The organism is Pseudoalteromonas sp. 1181_04 (assembly GCF_052850545.1).
In genome coordinates, this window is the sequence record NZ_VXCS01000003.1 from 152,699 (window position 1) to 169,205 (window position 16,507).

At 41.1% G+C, this 16,507-nt stretch carries 11 protein-coding genes; 3 read left to right on the forward strand and 8 right to left on the reverse strand.

What is annotated here, in order from left to right; genetic code table 11:
- Positions 1–62: 62 nt before the first annotated feature.
- From FW757_RS03410 to zntR, 3 genes are all read right to left on the reverse strand, one after another.
- Positions 63–1,184 (reverse strand): 1-acyl-sn-glycerol-3-phosphate acyltransferase, encoded by a 1,122-nt coding sequence (locus FW757_RS03410; protein WP_446440860.1) that lies wholly within the window; start codon positions 1,182–1,184, stop codon positions 63–65.
- A gap of 158 nt (positions 1,185–1,342) precedes the next feature.
- Positions 1,343–2,581, reverse strand: a complete 1,239-nt coding sequence (locus FW757_RS03415) for an SO_0444 family Cu/Zn efflux transporter (RefSeq protein ID WP_182739962.1) — start codon at positions 2,579–2,581, stop codon at positions 1,343–1,345.
- Entirely contained in the window at positions 2,565–2,978 is a 414-nt protein-coding gene (gene zntR / locus FW757_RS03420; protein ID WP_149981289.1) for a Zn(2+)-responsive transcriptional regulator, read from the reverse strand. The genes FW757_RS03415 and zntR overlap by 17 nt, the downstream gene beginning before the upstream one ends.
- A 102-nt stretch (positions 2,979–3,080) precedes the next feature.
- Between zntR and FW757_RS03425 the strand changes: the two genes are divergently transcribed.
- Both FW757_RS03425 and FW757_RS03430 read left to right on the forward strand, forming a co-directional pair.
- Positions 3,081–4,025, forward strand: a complete 945-nt coding sequence (locus tag FW757_RS03425) for a D-2-hydroxyacid dehydrogenase (RefSeq protein ID WP_149981290.1) — start codon at positions 3,081–3,083, stop codon at positions 4,023–4,025.
- A 162-nt stretch (positions 4,026–4,187) separates the two neighbouring features.
- Positions 4,188–4,568, forward strand: coding sequence for a DUF3192 domain-containing protein (locus FW757_RS03430; protein WP_149981291.1), 381 nt, complete (start codon positions 4,188–4,190; stop codon positions 4,566–4,568).
- A gap of 66 nt (positions 4,569–4,634) precedes the next feature.
- Here FW757_RS03430 and FW757_RS03435 read toward each other — a convergent pair whose 3' ends face one another.
- The 3 genes from FW757_RS03435 to FW757_RS03445 all read right to left on the reverse strand — a co-directional run bounded on the left by FW757_RS03435 (position 4,635) and on the right by FW757_RS03445 (position 10,767).
- Positions 4,635–5,549: a diguanylate cyclase gene (locus FW757_RS03435; RefSeq protein WP_182718474.1), complete on the reverse strand. Its 915-nt coding sequence runs from the start codon at positions 5,547–5,549 to the stop codon at positions 4,635–4,637.
- On the reverse strand, positions 5,518–9,303 hold the full coding sequence (locus tag FW757_RS03440; RefSeq protein WP_446440861.1) for an ATP-binding protein: 3,786 nt from the start codon (positions 9,301–9,303) through the stop codon (positions 5,518–5,520). Before FW757_RS03440 ends, FW757_RS03435 begins: the two co-directional genes overlap by 32 nt.
- A 66-nt stretch (positions 9,304–9,369) precedes the next feature.
- Positions 9,370–10,767 carry a PhoH family protein gene (locus FW757_RS03445; protein ID WP_182718476.1) on the reverse strand — a complete coding sequence of 466 codons (1,398 nt, stop codon included), beginning with the start codon at positions 10,765–10,767 and terminating at the stop codon, positions 9,370–9,372.
- 295 nt (positions 10,768–11,062) lie between these two features.
- Here FW757_RS03445 and rapA point away from each other — a divergent pair, with 295 nt between their 5' ends.
- The gene (rapA, locus tag FW757_RS03450) at positions 11,063–13,957 is read left to right on the forward strand and encodes an RNA polymerase-associated protein RapA (protein ID WP_182739959.1); all 2,895 of its coding nucleotides are present in this window, start codon (positions 11,063–11,065) and stop codon (positions 13,955–13,957) included.
- Positions 13,958–14,917: 960 nt separating this feature from the next.
- Here rapA and FW757_RS03455 read toward each other — a convergent pair.
- Both FW757_RS03455 and FW757_RS03460 read right to left on the reverse strand, forming a co-directional pair.
- Positions 14,918–15,364: an REP-associated tyrosine transposase gene (locus FW757_RS03455; RefSeq protein WP_182718478.1), complete on the reverse strand. Its 447-nt coding sequence runs from the start codon at positions 15,362–15,364 to the stop codon at positions 14,918–14,920.
- Between the two features lie 196 nt (positions 15,365–15,560).
- The gene (locus tag FW757_RS03460) at positions 15,561–16,250 is read right to left on the reverse strand and encodes a tRNA-uridine aminocarboxypropyltransferase (protein WP_182718479.1); all 690 of its coding nucleotides are present in this window, start codon (positions 16,248–16,250) and stop codon (positions 15,561–15,563) included.
- Positions 16,251–16,507 lie beyond the last annotated feature (257 nt).

The window sequence follows — 16,507 nt, forward strand, 5'->3', positions numbered from 1 at the left end:
GAAAAAAAACCGTAACTTAATTACGGTTTTTTGAAGAAGTTTTACATTGGTTTCTGGCCGCTTTAGCTACTTTTAAACTCAACTTTACGATGAAATGGCTTAGCGTACATTGCTAACACCAGTGGTTTTAGCTCATCTGGCACACGCGCCAGACGCATCTCAAATGCCTGAGCGTCGGCTTTATCAATCACCGCTTGTTTACAACCGCCCGCAATGTAGTTCCCGGGATGTAAAAAAAACGAATCAATAATTTGCTGATCAATGGTTTTTGCCAGCTGCTCTGGTGATTCACACCCTTCTTCAATTGGTTGCCCAAATGCTAAATGAACATGCCCTTTGGCGGTACTAAAACCTTCAACAATACTGGCAATATCTTCACCCGCTGACTTAACATATTTACCATGATGTTGCTTATGATAAAGCTCTTTGGCTTTGGCTGTTGCGCAAGGTTCATATTGATATGAAATTGATACTGGTACAATTTTTAGCTCGCGTACATATTCAGCAAACTCTTTCTTTTGCTTACGACCATTAAGCTGCAACATTTTAAGTAGCGCAGGATCTGTTTGATCAAAGCCATCTTTAGCACGACCTTCTTTTTGTGCAATCCAAATTGAATCACCGCCAGCAAGCGAATCATAAATATAAGCCGACAACTGCGATAGTGCTCTGAGCATTTCTTTTGGCGCTTTAACTGAGCGCTTAACAATAAAGCTTTTATTTAAACGCATCAGTTCGGTGATATAAGGAATTTGCAGTAAATTATCGCCAATGGCGATACGGACCGTCTTCATTTTATAGCTGAATAAGCCCCAATTAATTAACGCAGGATCAAGTACGATATCGCGATGATTTGAGATAAACAAATACGCTTGCTTTGGATCAAGTTGATCCAAACCAGAAAAAGTCACCTCAGTTGTGGTGCGTTTTACCAGCTGTGCTAAATACTTAGCAACGATTTGTTGAACTTGCTCAACACTGTTGATAGCGCCCCACTTTTTACGTAACTGATACTTTACCAATGCTCTAGACAGCAAAGGTACAGCTGATAAAAAACGCGGTAAGTTATATTTTGCAACTACATCAATAAACGCATTATCATCAATCAAACGTGCAACCGAAGCGGCTACTTCATCATCATTGTAAGGTCTTATATCTGCGTACTTGTCCACTGGCTCACTCATTACTGCATCTTTAAAGTTAAAAAAACGGTGCGCTCATGCGCACCGTTTATATTCTATGGGCGATTATAACTCAGACAACCTAAAATGCGAACTAAGTCATTAATTTGGTCCATTGTTTATATTTTATAACCGCTAAAAATCTATTTAATAACATTCAATTATGCAATGCTCTTACCAGTACTACGGTATTTACTAAGCGCTCCTTTAAGAACTAAACGCACCATTAACAGCGCTAAAATAGTACCACAGAGAAGGGTTAGCCAATGTGGTAGCACTTGATGTTCTTCACCTAATAATGGTGTAACAACAAAGCCAAATTCTGCCACTAAATAATCGGTTAAAAAGCCAAATATTAAAGCAACGCCTATTACACCAACTAAATAAGCAACCACTGCACGTTTACCAAGCTCATTGGCAACCACGCCAAGCGTCGCGACATTAGTGGCAGGACCTGCCAACATAAAGACTAAAACAGCGCCAGGTGCTACGCCACTTAATAACAAACCAGCTGCAATCGGCGTTGATGCGGTCGCGCAGATATACATGGGAATACTAATCACGATCACCACCAGCATAGCCAAAATACCACTGCCCCATTGGCTTAAAAATGACTCTGGCACATAAGTTTGCACTAAGGCTGCAAAGAACAAACCAATCATTAACCATTTCATAGTGTCTGATAGTAATTTATTACAGCTAAAACTCACAGCCTGTTTCATCTTTTGCCATTGGCTGGCTGGTACTGCGCTTGATGAATCGCAACAGCTAGTCTTCTCTTCGACCGCTGCTGGTTTCGTTGAGTAACAACTTGCCTTCTCTTCAGCCGCTGCTAATTTCGTTGAGCAGCAACTTACCTTCTCTTCGACCACTGCTGATTTCGTTGAACAACAACTTGCCTTCTCTTCAGCCGCTGCTGATTTTGTTGAACAACAACTTGTTGTAGCTGCTCGCTTTTGCTCATTATTAGCTTCACTAGTGTGAGCTGTAGTTTGCGTTTTTTCAGCATCACGCCCCACTAAGACACCTGCGACAATAGCACTACAAATCGCCGCTATTGGACGAATTATTGCCATAAAAGGACCGAGTAGCACATACGATACCGACACCGAATCAACCCCAGTTTCAGGAGTCGATACTAAAAACGCAGTGGTAGCACTTTTTGAAGCGCCTGCACGTCTTAAACCTATTGCAGCGGGTATTACACCGCACGAACACAGCGGCATTGGTGCGCCAATTAAAGCAGCTTTCACTGTGGTCCAAAAACCTTCTTTACCTAAATGTTTATTTAAAAAATTTGCCGGTAAATACACATTTAATAACCCGGCAATGAGTAAACCAAGCATTAACCAAGGGGCAGATAATAAAAATAACTGCCAAAAATTATTGAGTAAGTCCATCGATGTCCTCCAAAGTGGTTAATATTGAACAGTTATCTGCGGGCTCTTGTCCACCACAGCACTTATCAGCTAACACGGATAATGATTGATGAAAACGTGTTAATTCAGCAATGCGCTCTGCGACTAAGTCACGCTTTTGTATTGTTAAGTTTTTAACTTCATGGCAAGAATGCTGATGTTTTTTAAACTTAATTTGTAGTAGTTCTTTGATCTCTGCCAAGCTAAAGCCAACATTTTTAGCACGCAAAATAAACTTCATTTGCTTTAATGCAGCTTCACCATAATCGCGATAACCGGCCCCGGTTCGACTTGATGGCGTTAACAAATTATGTTTTTCATAGTATCTTAGGGTATCTGTAGAGACACCTAACTGATTAGCAAACTCACCTATTTTCATCTGTGTCTCCAATGAGTGTATTATCAACTGATGCCAAGTATAAACCTTAGAGTACACACCAAGGTCAAGCATTAAAATTATTTTATTTAATAAGGAAAGCGCATGAATATTACCCTTCTCGATACTGCCACATTAGCAGGCACATCACTTGAGCCTTTTCAAACACTTGGCAACTTCACTAGTTATTCACTAACCAGTCCAGCACAAGTATTAGCGCATAGTGCAGGCGCTGATGTCTTGATCACCAATAAAGTGGTACTTAATCGCGAAACACTGGCAAAACTCCCTGAATTAAAGCTCATATGTGTAGCCGCAACTGGCACTAACAATGTTGATTTAGTCGCCGCTAAAGAGTTTGGCATTGCCGTTACCAATGTGGCCGGGTATTCAACACCTTCGGTTGTACAACATACCTTTGCACTGATCACAAATTTACTGGGTAATACTCACCGCTACATTGCTGATTGCCAACAAGGGTTATGGCAACAAAGCGAGATGTTCTGCCGCCTTGATTACCGTTTTAATGATATAGGAGGTAAAACTCTGGCAATTATCGGTTATGGTTCGCTTGGTAAAGCTGTTGCGGATGTTGCACGTGCTTTTGGCGCCAATGTAATTATCAGTGAGCGTAAAAACCAAGTAACTAGAGAGGGCCGAACAGAATTTTACCAGGCAATAACAACAGCTGATATTATTAGCATTCACTGCCCTTTAACCGATGAAAGTCGTGATCTGATTGGTACTGCTGAACTTGCTATGATGAAACCCAATGCCATTTTAATTAACACCGCTCGCGGTGGTATCGTTAATGAAGCTGATTTAGCCAACGCACTGAGCAATAATCAAATTGCAGGAGCGGGATTTGACGTATTAAGCAAAGAACCAGCTGCGCTGGATAATCCATTGGCTGCTTATCGTGGGGATAATTTAATTCTGACTCCACATATTGCATGGGCCAGTGAAGAGTCAATCATTCGCTTAGTAAAGCAAGTCAGCTTAAATATTAGCGCATTTAGCCAAGGTGAAAGCTTAAATAGACTGGTCTAATCAACTAACTTTTAGTTAGTTACGCTATACAAGGTGGTTAAATGTAATTTACCGCCTTACAAAAAAACCTAATATATTGATTTTAAATAATATAAAATATTGGCCAGTTCTTTGCTAACTAATAGACAAATTAAAATCAATATTTAGTATCAGGATAAAATAATGAAAAAAGTACTTTTAATTGCCGCGCTTACAGCCCCTCTTCTTACTGGTTGTGTAATTGCAGTATCCGATGGTGAAGCAGAAACGCATTGGGCTGGTAATAGTTCAAGCTGGGAAGAACATCATCAATTTAATCGTGAAAGCATCTCGGGGCTCACTTTAGATACCAGCTATCAAAATGTATTAAATAAATTAAAAACTCCCGACTTTACAGAATTATTAAAAAAAGACGGTGATGTATACCAAGTACTATTTTATGCCACCCATAGTATTCACTCTGACGGAAAAATGACAAAAGATGAATGTACTCCACTGGTCTTTAAAAACGAGAAACTGATTGGTGTGGGTGATAGTATTTATAATTCACTTAGCGCCATTTAGACACAAAACTAAAGCAGTAAAGAGTGGAGTATATTCACTCTTTATTTGCTGTAATAACTGACTTTACTAACTTGCGTCAATAACTCGAGCGATAATTTTATCGCGGCCACTATCTTTAGCTTGATATAAACCTAAATCGGCTTCTTCAAGTAATATATGCTCAGCATAAACTTGACCAAACTCAGTTGTAGCAACCCCAATACTTATCGTAATGTGAGCGGCATTGAGTGATGCTTTATGCGGGATAGCAAGCGCATTAACAGCATCTCTGAGTTTATTAGCAAATTCCAATGCCTCGTACTGGTTGGTGTCGGGTAATACTGCAGCAAATTCTTCACCGCCGTAGCGCGCAACAAAGTCAGTACCTCGCTCACACGCTGCAACTAATGCATGTGCCACACGTTTAAGGCAGTCATCCCCGGCACGGTGGCCATAACAATCGTTATAACGCTTAAAGTGGTCTATATCTATTAATAGCACCGATAACGGTGTACCAGCTCGACGGCTGCGACGCCATTCTCGCGATAAGCTTTCATCTAAATAACGCCGATTAGGTATTTCTGTCAGCCCATCAATTGAGGCGAGCATTTCTAACAAATCATTTTTTTGCTTGATCAATAATTGATTACGCACTCGTGCACGTACTATTGCGGGACTAAATGGCTTAGCAATATAGTCCATTGCGCCTAATTCAAACCCTTTCGCTTCATCATCATGGCTTGTATTAGCTGAAATAAAGATAACTGGAATAGCGTGCGTAGTTGAATTTTCTTTTAACTGAATTAACACCTCATAGCCATTAATGCCGGGCATTACTATATCGAGGATAATTAAGTCAACCGCCGTTGATTTAACAAATGTAAGGGCTTTTTCACCACTTTCAACTAAAAATATTTCGTGATCATTCGCTAATGTTTTTTCCAACACTAATCGATTTAATGGGTCGTCATCAACGATCAGTATTTTGGCTTTCTTCAACATTTACTGAGCCTTGTATTTGAATGTATCTATTTACTTGTACTAATTCGAACTCTAACTGACTCAGGGATATTTGCCCTACGTCTGGTGTCTTACGTAGTCTACTTTCTAATTGCTGAGCGGTAGCACTTAGGCGATTAAAGCCAAGGTTTCCTGACACACCTTTAATACTATGCACTAATCGTTCCAACGCTTTTGTTTGCATCGGCACTTTTAATTGCTGCAGATGGCTTACACACAACTTAGCAAGTTTACCCAACATTACCTGTAGTAAATCATTATGGCCCGAGAATTGTTCTAATGCAAAAGAATGATTATAAAAAACAGCGCCGGTAATTCTCAGCTCATTTATCGCCGCTAATAACGTCGCTGCAACTACTGGTTTTGTTAAATGTTTATTCATACCCACTGCAAGTGAGCGTTGCTCGTCAGCTGCTTCACAATGCGCAGTTAGCGCAAAAATAGGTAATTGCTGTTGATCATAACGTTGTCGCAATAAAGCGGTTGCTTGCAACCCATCGACTTCTGGCATTTGAATATCCATTAAGATCAGATCAGGCATGACTTGTGCAACCAAATCTATCCCTGCCATCGCCGAATTTGCCGTCATTACATTAATATGTGCTTTGCTTAAGATATTACTAACAATATCTAAATTAAGCTGATTATCATCAATAACTAACACTAGTAAGCCCGCAACGTTGAGTTTACTCTCTGCCGCTGTCAGATTTACATCAGGGCGTTTAGATACCGGCTCAACTTGCTGTATTCGTTGCACTAATGCAGAATTTTTCACACTGCACATTTGCATACCTTTAAGAGTTGGCAGCGGAGTATTTGGATCATTTTTAACAACATAAAGCTGCGTGTTATTACTCATCAATGCTGTTTTTATATTGTCTCGCGTTATAACTCTCGGTAGATCAACGTCATTAATGATGATCCGCTGATAATCTGCTAATACAGCGTGGTCTGTTAATTCAGCTAACTCAGAAAATTCTAGCGGTTTTAATGGCGCTAATGCGGCAGGTAAATTAATTCCCCGCTCAGAATGAATCACTAAAGTATTGTGCCAGTCGATAGGGTCGATTTGAGCGGCAACATTAAAGGTTATAGTAAAGAAAAACTGACTACCTTGGCCTTTATTACTGACAACTTTAATTTCAGCTCCCATTAATGCCAATTCGTGTTTGACTATAGCGAGCCCTAGACCAACACCTTGATGGGTGCGAGTGAGTGATTCGTCGCCTTGCGTAAATGCGTCAAATAATCGACTCTGATCAGCTTTATCAATACCGATCCCGGTGTCAATCACTTTAAAACACAGGGTTTGTTTTGTTGGCGTCAATTCAACGGCTGTTATTTTCAAAGTGATACTGCCATGTTCAGTAAATTTCACGGCATTGGTGAGTAAATTACCGAGCACTTGCTGTAAGCGAATGTAATCGCCGACTAACTGCGGAGCAATTAGCGGATCAATATCGATATTAAAAGCCAAATCTTTTTGCTGGCAGAGCCCTATTAATACACTCTCGCAGCTGTCAACAAGTGCAACTACAGCAAAATCAACTAAGTCTAATTGCACTTGGTTATTTTCGATTCGCGCAAAATCAAGCATTCGATTAAGCATGGTTAATAAACTTTGCGCAGCATTTTTTGCTTGAACTGCATGCTGTTGCTGCTGCGCTGTTAAGCCTTGCTGAGTTACCATATCAATAAGGCCTGTCACAGCATGCAGTGGCGTGCGTATTTCATGGCTTAAGTTAGCAATAAACCGACTTTTGGCCTCGGTTGCCCGCTCGGCATCTTGTTTGGCCTGAGTCAATGCACTGACATCTTGAATATGAATAACATAATAGTAAGGTGCTTGTTGCTCATCCCATACTAAAGAGACGCTCAGCTGCCACCAGCAATTTAGCTCTTCTTGTCCTAAAGTAAGGTGGTAAACTTTCTTTTTCTCACTCAGCAATAAAGCTAAAAGCGTTGCTATTTCTTGCCACTGTTGCTGTGGAAATAAATCCACTAATAATAAATCCTGCTCAGTTTTATCAATCTTAAAAATCTTTCGCGCAGTTCGATTAAGTTGTAATACGGTCTGTTCAAGTGAAAGTAAAATCACTCCATTAGCAGCATACTCTATGGCGCTGCGAAACTTAGACTCTGACGCTTTTAATGCCAAAAGAGCTTGTTGTTGAGCAGTTATATCCCGGCCAATCCCCATTGAACCTAGTAACTGATTTTGATCGTTATAAAATGGCGCGATGGTTAATTGAAATGTTTGCTGCTGGGTTTCAAGACGTTGCTCAGCTTTAGTTTTGGTTGTTAAAACTTGTTGCTCTAATTCGCTGATCTGACCATTATCATCACTAATATCACATAACTGTAAGCCAACTAACTGCTCTTGCTCAAGACCTATGTATTGTTCATAAGCACGATTGCATCCTAAGAATGAGCCATCAATGTTTTTAAAATAAATAAGATCTGGCACACTATTGAGCATAGTATTCAATAATGCTAAGTGGCGTTCTTTAGCCTCATAACTGCGCGCGAGTTCACGGGTCTTTATTTTTACTTGGTCATCAAGTTCACTATTTGCCTGCTGCAATGAGTTTACCAACTGCTGATTTTTGTTAAGCACCCACTTAATTCGGCTAAACCACGGCTGCCAGTTTGCTGGTATATGGTAATTTGAATAATCTTTATAGTGCTCCTCATTTTGTTCAAGATACGCCATTAAATATGTCATGGGTTTCACAAAAATACGCTGGCTTAACCATAACAAGGTACTGAACATAATCACTAAAAACATACTCAAAAAAGTAAGTTCAATTAATACATCAGTTACAATCGGTGAGGCTAATTCATCATGCGATGCAAAATAACCCGCATAAATTGGTAGCTGCTTTTGCGCTTGTAAAAGAGTGAGATTACCCTGATTATCTAATTCTGCTAATGGCGCTTTAGCTGAAGGCCAATACTCCGCTAATGGTGTGTCTTCTTCAATATCATAAAGTGAGCTGATAATGACGTGCTGTGCACTATTTAAAAATATATATTCGCCACTGCGTGGTGATATTTTTTTTAGCCATTGCGATACTGCCGATAAGTCATAAATCAAAATAATATAATCTTCACTGCCCTGCTCACGCGCACGCCCTATTGATAAGTAGTTTTTACCAGCAATTTTGATAACGGCACTAGAACTTAGTGAATCACCTGAAAATACAGGACGAAGTTGACCATCAAGTAATTGGGTTAACATTAAGCTATCGCAGTCATGGCGACGCTTGATATAAGCAAAACCCTGTTCGTTAACGTAAGCGACCGCAGCCAAAGATTGAACTAACGATAATGTCGTATTAAAGGCAGGTCCCATCGCAATGACTTGTTGCCATTGTGCAATTGCATTAGGGGAGGAAGAAAATTTACCCTGGCCGACAATTTCACCACCTCCATTGGGAATTTCCCGGTAGTAGTAACTGTCTTGCTGATTAATATCTTCAAGCCATTGTTGATCAAATCGATAAGAAATGGGTTGTTCATATTGGGCAAATAAAGTACTAACCAAGTCGTCTGTCGCATTCATTAAAAACGCAACTTGCGCCGCTACATTAGCAAAATCAGCTTCGCGTTTAGCTACGGCGCGATCTAATTTAATATTATATAAGTGTAAACATAATAGAAAAGCCACCAGCAGCGGCACAATAAGTGCCACAGCCAGTGAACGATAGTAATGTTTTAAAGGTAGAAAATTCAATCTACAATCCGATGCTTGGCGCTAAATTTGTCAACAAGGTTAGCGAGCCAAGTGGGACTGCGCAAGTTATAAATTTTCTTCCGCAAACGATGCTAAACGGCTTCTCACCACACCATTTAAGTTAACCGTGGCGCTGCCTTCAAAATCTTTGAAGCGCTCCACAATATAAGTTAAACCAGAAGTAACTGGAGTTAAGTAGTTACTATCTATTTGCGCAAGGTTACCAGAGCAAATTAACTTAGTACCTTCACCACAACGGGTAATAATAGTTTTCAGCTGTGAGGCAGTAAGGTTTTGGCTTTCATCTAAAATGACCACGGCATTTTGAATGCTGCGACCACGCATAAAGTTAACTGATTTAAACTGTATGTTTGCCTTTTCCATAATATAGTTACGGCTTGAAATAGGGTTTTCGTCACCTTTGTGTAATACCTCTAAGGTATCGGTGATCGCAGCTAACCATGGTGCCATTTTTTCCTCTTCGGTACCTGGTAAAAAACCGATCGACTCAGCAATTTCAGGAGTATTTCGGGTGACAATTACCTTATCGTAAATACCTTTTTCAACCACCATTTCCAAAGCACAGGCAAGCGCTAGTAATGTTTTTCCGCATCCTGCAGGACCTGTTAAAATAACTAATTCAATACCGGTATCGAGTAACGCATCCATTGCCATGCCTTGATAAATATTTTTTGGCTTTACTCCCCATGCCGATTGATGCATTAATCGCTCAACACCGATATCTTTGAGCATAATATGCTGCTCATCATAAGATTTGACTCGTGCGGCAAACTGACCGCTGTCATCAAGTAAATATTCATTGCAAAATACATCGGGGATCAAACTTTTTGCCACTTTATGAAACGCATCACGACCATGTTGCTCGGTTTCACATTCGCCCACATGCTGCCAAAAATCGCCAGCAATTTTTTTATAACCACTGGAGAGCAAAGCAATATCATCAATCAGCTGATCAGTACGATAATCTTCAACAAATTTAAGCCCTGCGCCTTTGGCCTTTAAACGCATATTAATATCTTTGGTAACTAACACCACTTTGCTATTAGGATGTTGTTTTTGTAGGTGCACGGCACAATTGATAATACGGTGGTCATTTTCGTTGCCAGGTAAACCTGAGATAGAATCGACAAATAAATGATCATTAACAATAATAAGTGTGCCAGCCGAAGACGCTTTGGCCTTTTTATTACTAGGTAGAGCGACGCCTTTGAGCATTTGTTCTGGTGTGGCATCTTTGAGCACTTCATCCAAACCACGAATGGCCACACGGGCATCACGGCTGACATCATGCTTACGATCTTTTATATGATCCAGTTCCTCTAAAACTGTCATGGGAATTACAACATCATGTTCTTGGAATGATAAATACGCGAGGGGTTCGTGAAGCAATACATTGGTATCTAGCACATACATTTTACTATCAAGGTTCGAAGCTTTTTCCATAGCACTTTCCTTACGTTTTATGATTTTTATGCTATACCCAACTAATCAAGTAAAACGGGTTGAATGTTCACCCTGAAAAACTTAATTGCTTGGTATATTCTAAGTTTAGCTTAGATGTCATAAAAGTCTGTTTTATGACAAACCTTTTTTTGTTTTGAATTAATCCTTATTGCAGCAACTTTAATAGGAATAATTCACAGTTATTAAATTAATTAAAAGTCAGCTGGTTCGCACCTTGCAGTGGTGTTAGCTAACAGGTAACATAGCCGCCTTTTTCTTCATAGACGAGACATACATGAATTTTTCCTTAGGTCAGCGTTGGATCAGTGATACAGAGTCAGATTTAGGATTAGGCACAGTGGTTGCCCTTGAGGGCCGTCAGGTCAGCATTTTATTTCCCGCCAGTGGCGAAAACCGTGTTTACTCAATGTTAGAAGCACCGGTTACCCGCGTGGCATTTAATCCTGGTGATGTGATCAAAAGCGTTGAAGAATGGGAACTTGAAGTCGAGTCAATTGAACCTATCGGTGATTTACTTTGTTATCACGGCACTCGTATTGATAACGGTGAAAAAGCACAATTAAAAGAAACGTTTTTAGATCACTTCATCAAATTTAATAAACCACAAGATCGCTTATTTGCCGGCCAAGTTGACCGCTTTGATCGCTATACATTGCGCTATCAAACATGGCAACACCAGTTTGAACGCCAACAATCACCTATTAAGGGTTTGATTGGCCAGCGCGCAAGCTTAATTCCGCATCAGCTTTATATTGCACAAGAGGTCGGTAAACGATTTGCTCCTCGAGTGTTATTGTCTGATGAAGTAGGCCTTGGTAAAACCATTGAAGCGGGGATGATTTTACATCAACAAATTATCAGTGGTCGCGCAAGCCGAGTGCTCATCGTAGTGCCGGAGAACTTACAGCATCAGTGGTTAGTTGAAATGCTGCGCCGCTTTAATTTACACTTTTCAATTTTTGATGAAGAGCGTTGCGATGAAGCCTTTGCCGACTCACCAAATGTATTCGACACTGAACAGTTAGTACTAACTAGCCTTGAGTTTTTAACCAAGAAAAAACGCTGGTTTGAACAAGCAACAATGGCTGATTGGGATTTACTGATTGTTGATGAAGCGCATCATTTAAGTATTACCAACGGTAAACCAAGCACTGAATATCAACGTATGGCTGAGCTTAGCCAAGATATTCCAGGGCTAATACTATTAACGGCAACACCGGATCAACTTGGTCACCGCAGCCACTTTGCGCGCCTACAGTTACTCGATCCTGATCGCTTTTATGACTACGATGCCTTTGTTGCTGAAGAAAGTAACTATAAGCATGTGGCAGAGGCTGCAAATCAGTTACTGCAACAGCAAGCGCTAGACGACAGCGCCAAAGCCACGCTAATTGAGCTATTAAAAGAAACCGATATCACAACGGTGCTTGAACAAGCACAAAATGGCGACGCAGCTGCCCGTAAAGAAATTTTGGCGATGTTATTAGATCGCCATGGCACAGGCCGTATTTTATTTAGAAATAGCCGTAGCGGCATTGACGGCTACCCTAGTCGCAAACTACACGCCTACCCGATGGCGATGCCGAAACAATATAAAACGGCAATTTCAGTATTGGGCAATATGAGCGGCATTAAAAATGCAGAGCTGAGCGCGCAACGCGCCCTATTCCCTGAAAAAATATTCCAAGAGTTTGAAGGCGAAAGCGCTAGCTGGGGACAATTTGATCCTCGAGTAGAATGGTTGATCGACACCCTAAAAACCCTTAAACGCGAAAAAGTCCTGCTTATTTGTGCTAAAGCCGAAACAGCAATCAGCCTTGAGCAAATCCTGCGTGAACGCGAAGCGATTAAAGCCTCTGTGTTCCACGAAGGGATGACAATTATTGAGCGTGACCGCGCCGCCGCGTTTTTTGCTGACGAGTACGACAACGCACAAATATTGCTGTGCTCTGAGATTGGCTCTGAGGGTCGTAACTTCCAGTTTGCTCATCACTTAGTGTTATTTGATTTACCACTGAACCCTGACTTACTTGAGCAGCGTATTGGTCGCCTCGACCGTATTGGTCAAACTCAAGATATCAACATTCATGTGCCGTACTTTGAAAGCAGCGCACAAGAAGTATTACTGCGTTGGTATAACGAAGGCTTAGATGCCTTTGAAACCACCTCAAGCACCGGACAACTTTTGTATAAAGAGTTTAAAGATGAGCTACTTGAGTTTATTGCCGCCCATAACTGTGATGAAGACGAGCTAGAGCCATTACTAGAGCAAGTAGCCGGTCAAAACGCAGTGCTGCGTAAACAAATGGAAAGCGGCCGTGACCGTTTGCTTGAGTTACACTCATCGGGCCAAGGTGCAGCAGACTCGCTGGTTGTTGATATTGAAAAACTAGACAACCAATTTGAACTACCAAGTTATATGATCAACGTGTTTGATACCTTTGGCGTTAGCCAAGAAGACAAAGGTGAAAATACTATTATCTTAAAGCCAACTGAGCATATGCTAAATCCGTCATTCCCAAGTTTAAAAGACGACGGCATGACAGTCACATTTGACCGTGACACTGCACTTGCACAAGAAGATGTGCATTTCATCAGCTGGGATCACCCTATGGTGCAAGGCACCTTAGACATGATCTGTGATGATGACTTTGGTACTGCGTCAGTCGCATTACTTAAAAACAAAAAATTACCACCAGGTACCTTTTTTGTTGAGCTAATTTACGTAGCAGCAGCCATGGCACCAAAAGCGCTGCAAGTTGGCCGCTTTTTACCGCCGACGCCGATTCGTATTTTGCTAGATAAAGCCAGCAACAACTTAGCTGATAACGTCGGCTTTGATGGCTTTAATCAGCAGCTTTCTGCGGTAGGCCGTCAAACAGCCAGTAAACTAGCTGGCGCATTACAAAGTGCGATTCACCCAATGCTTAAAACCGCCCAAGAAATGGCGCAAACTAAGTTAGAAGTCATTCGCACTGCGGCGCTTGAGCAAATGCAACAATCGCTCAGTGAAGAGCAGGCGCGTTTAGCGGCGCTGAAACAGATCAACCCTAATATCCGTGAAGAAGAACTTACCTTCTACGATAAGCAACGCACAGAGCTGACAAGTTATATCGGCAAAGCACAGTTGCAGTTAGATGCCATTCGCTTAATTGTGGTATCACATTGATTTGGGAGCTGAGCTTTAAGTTATAAGCGGTAAGTTTTAAGTTTAAAAAAGCGCGGTGTATTAAGTTACAGCGCGCTTTTTTATTACATGTTACGCTGAAAACCCACGCCAACAAGATATTGCCTATTCGTTGCAGCGATTTTACATCGCGACAAAGGTTGTTTCGAGGCTGAATTTTATCCCGTATTTACACTTTACATTTGCGCGGGGTAAACCCGCGCCTACAAGATATTACAAATTTGTAGCAGCGATTTTATATCGCGACAGGAGTTGTTTCGCGGCTGAATTTTATCCCGTATTTACATTTTGCATTTACGCGGGGTAAACCACCCACGCCTACGTATTGGTAGCTGCGAGTTTACCTCGCGATAAAGCCCATTATTTACCACTGAGGGCACAGAGGCGCTTCGCGCTACACAGAGAAACCAAAGTAAAAAATCACTTATTTCTTCTCTGTGTTCTCGGTGGTGAATTAATCACTGAACGAACTTTAATCTAATTGCGCGGGGTAAACCCGCGCCTACGAGATATTGCCCATTCGTAGCAGCGATTTCATATCGCGACATGGGTTGTTCCGCAGCTGAGCTTTATAACGTTCTTACATTTTTCATTTGCGCGGGGTAAACCCGCGCCTACGAGATATTGCACATTCGTAGCAGCGATTTTACATCGCGACATGGGTTGTTCCACGGCTGAATTTTATCCCGTATTTACATTTTGCATTTGCGCGGGGTAAACCCGCGCCTACGAGATATTGCCCATTCGTAGCAGCGAGTTTACCTCGCGATAAAGCCCATTATTTACCACTGAGGGCACAAAGGCGCTTCGCGCTACACAGAGAAACCAAAGTAAAAAATCACTTATTTCTTCTCTGTGTTCTCGGTGGTGAATTAATCACTGAACGAACTTTAATCTAATTGCGCAGGGTAAACCCGCGCCTACATCACCAAAATGCTAGACTCATACATAAACACAATCCCAGTATGGATAATCAGCAACATTTTTAACCAAACCAGCTCTTAGTGGATTCGCGATTATATAACGCGCATTTTTAACTAAATCATCTTCATCTCGAATTAAATGATCGTAATACCCTTTTTGCCATAATTTATAAATACCGAATTCACGGCAAGCGGCTGCAGTTCGTCCTTTAAAGCAACGGATTATTTGTGGTAAGGGGCTGTTAATGAGCAACTGAAATTGCCAATGGATATGATTTGGCATAATAATAAACGCATTAGATTTGAGGTATTCTTGTACTTCTAATAATTGCATTTGTTTTATAATGTGACGATTAAAATCCAAGTTTACAAAGTAGTTGCTGCGATTATGTGTAACGAGGGTAATAGCATAAAAGTGATGTGGTAAAGAAACCCGCCCTTTTCTTAGATTTTGTGATTTATACATCTACCAATCCTTGTAGGTAAAGTATAAAAATAGCTCATAGCTTGAATGTTGTTAAATTTTTTGTCGCACATTTGCGCGGGGTAAACCCGCGCCTACGAGATATCACAAAGTCGTAGCAGCGATTTTACATCGCGACAGAAGCAACATAGTTTTATCCAGCATCTAAATTATATATTTGCGCGGGATAAACTAAAACCTACGTCGGCCTGCCTTTATTGCGCTTTCCTAACAAATACGCGTCGCGAAACTTCATAAAATGCTGTTCAAGCTTAGTTGCTGCATCAGACTCCCCTGCCAGTGCTAACACCATAATGGCCACTTCAGCAGTGCCAAGTTGGTGAGCATGCGGGGCAACCCGTAAGCGATAGTCAGACAGTTTTTCAGCGGTGATCGACAGCACGGGTAAATTATCGAGATAAGGGCTTTTGCGGATCATTTTTTTCGCTTCACGCCATGTGCCATCTAAAAAGATAAACAAGGGACGTTTATTAGGCTGGTGTTGTACATCAGTAATAACGCGTGCAGTATCTTCAACATCTGTAGCAGGAAAGATCACCATAGGTTGATATTGCGGGTCATTTAATAAGGCTAATAGTTTATCGTCAGGATCAGTCCTGTCCCAACGAAAAGCATGATTATCAGGAATAATTTCAGCAATTAATCGCCCTGTATTAGAGGGTTTAAAACTCTCGTTGTGATACATAAGTAAGCATACCGCCGCCTGACTATCAGCCTGCTCCACACCGTCACAAATACAGTAATGTTTCGCGATTAAGCATCGCTCACAGCGATCCATTTTACCGCCACGAGCATTAAACTCACGGCGAGATTCACTAATTTGCTGGGCACGCAAAGTAAGTACTGAATTAGAAGAGCGTTTATTCACGTGGTTTATTACCTAAAATAGTACCTAAATTTGTTCGGCGGATATTATAACACATTTGCGCAGGGTAAACCCACGCCTACGTATTGGTAGCAGCGAGTTTACCTCGCGATAAAGCCCATTATTTACCACTGAGGGCACAAAGGCGCTTCGCGCTACACAGAGAAACCAAATTAAAAAATCACTTATTTCTTCTCTGTGTTCTCGGTGGTGAATTAATCACTAAACGAACTTTAATCTAATTGCGCGGGGTAAACCCG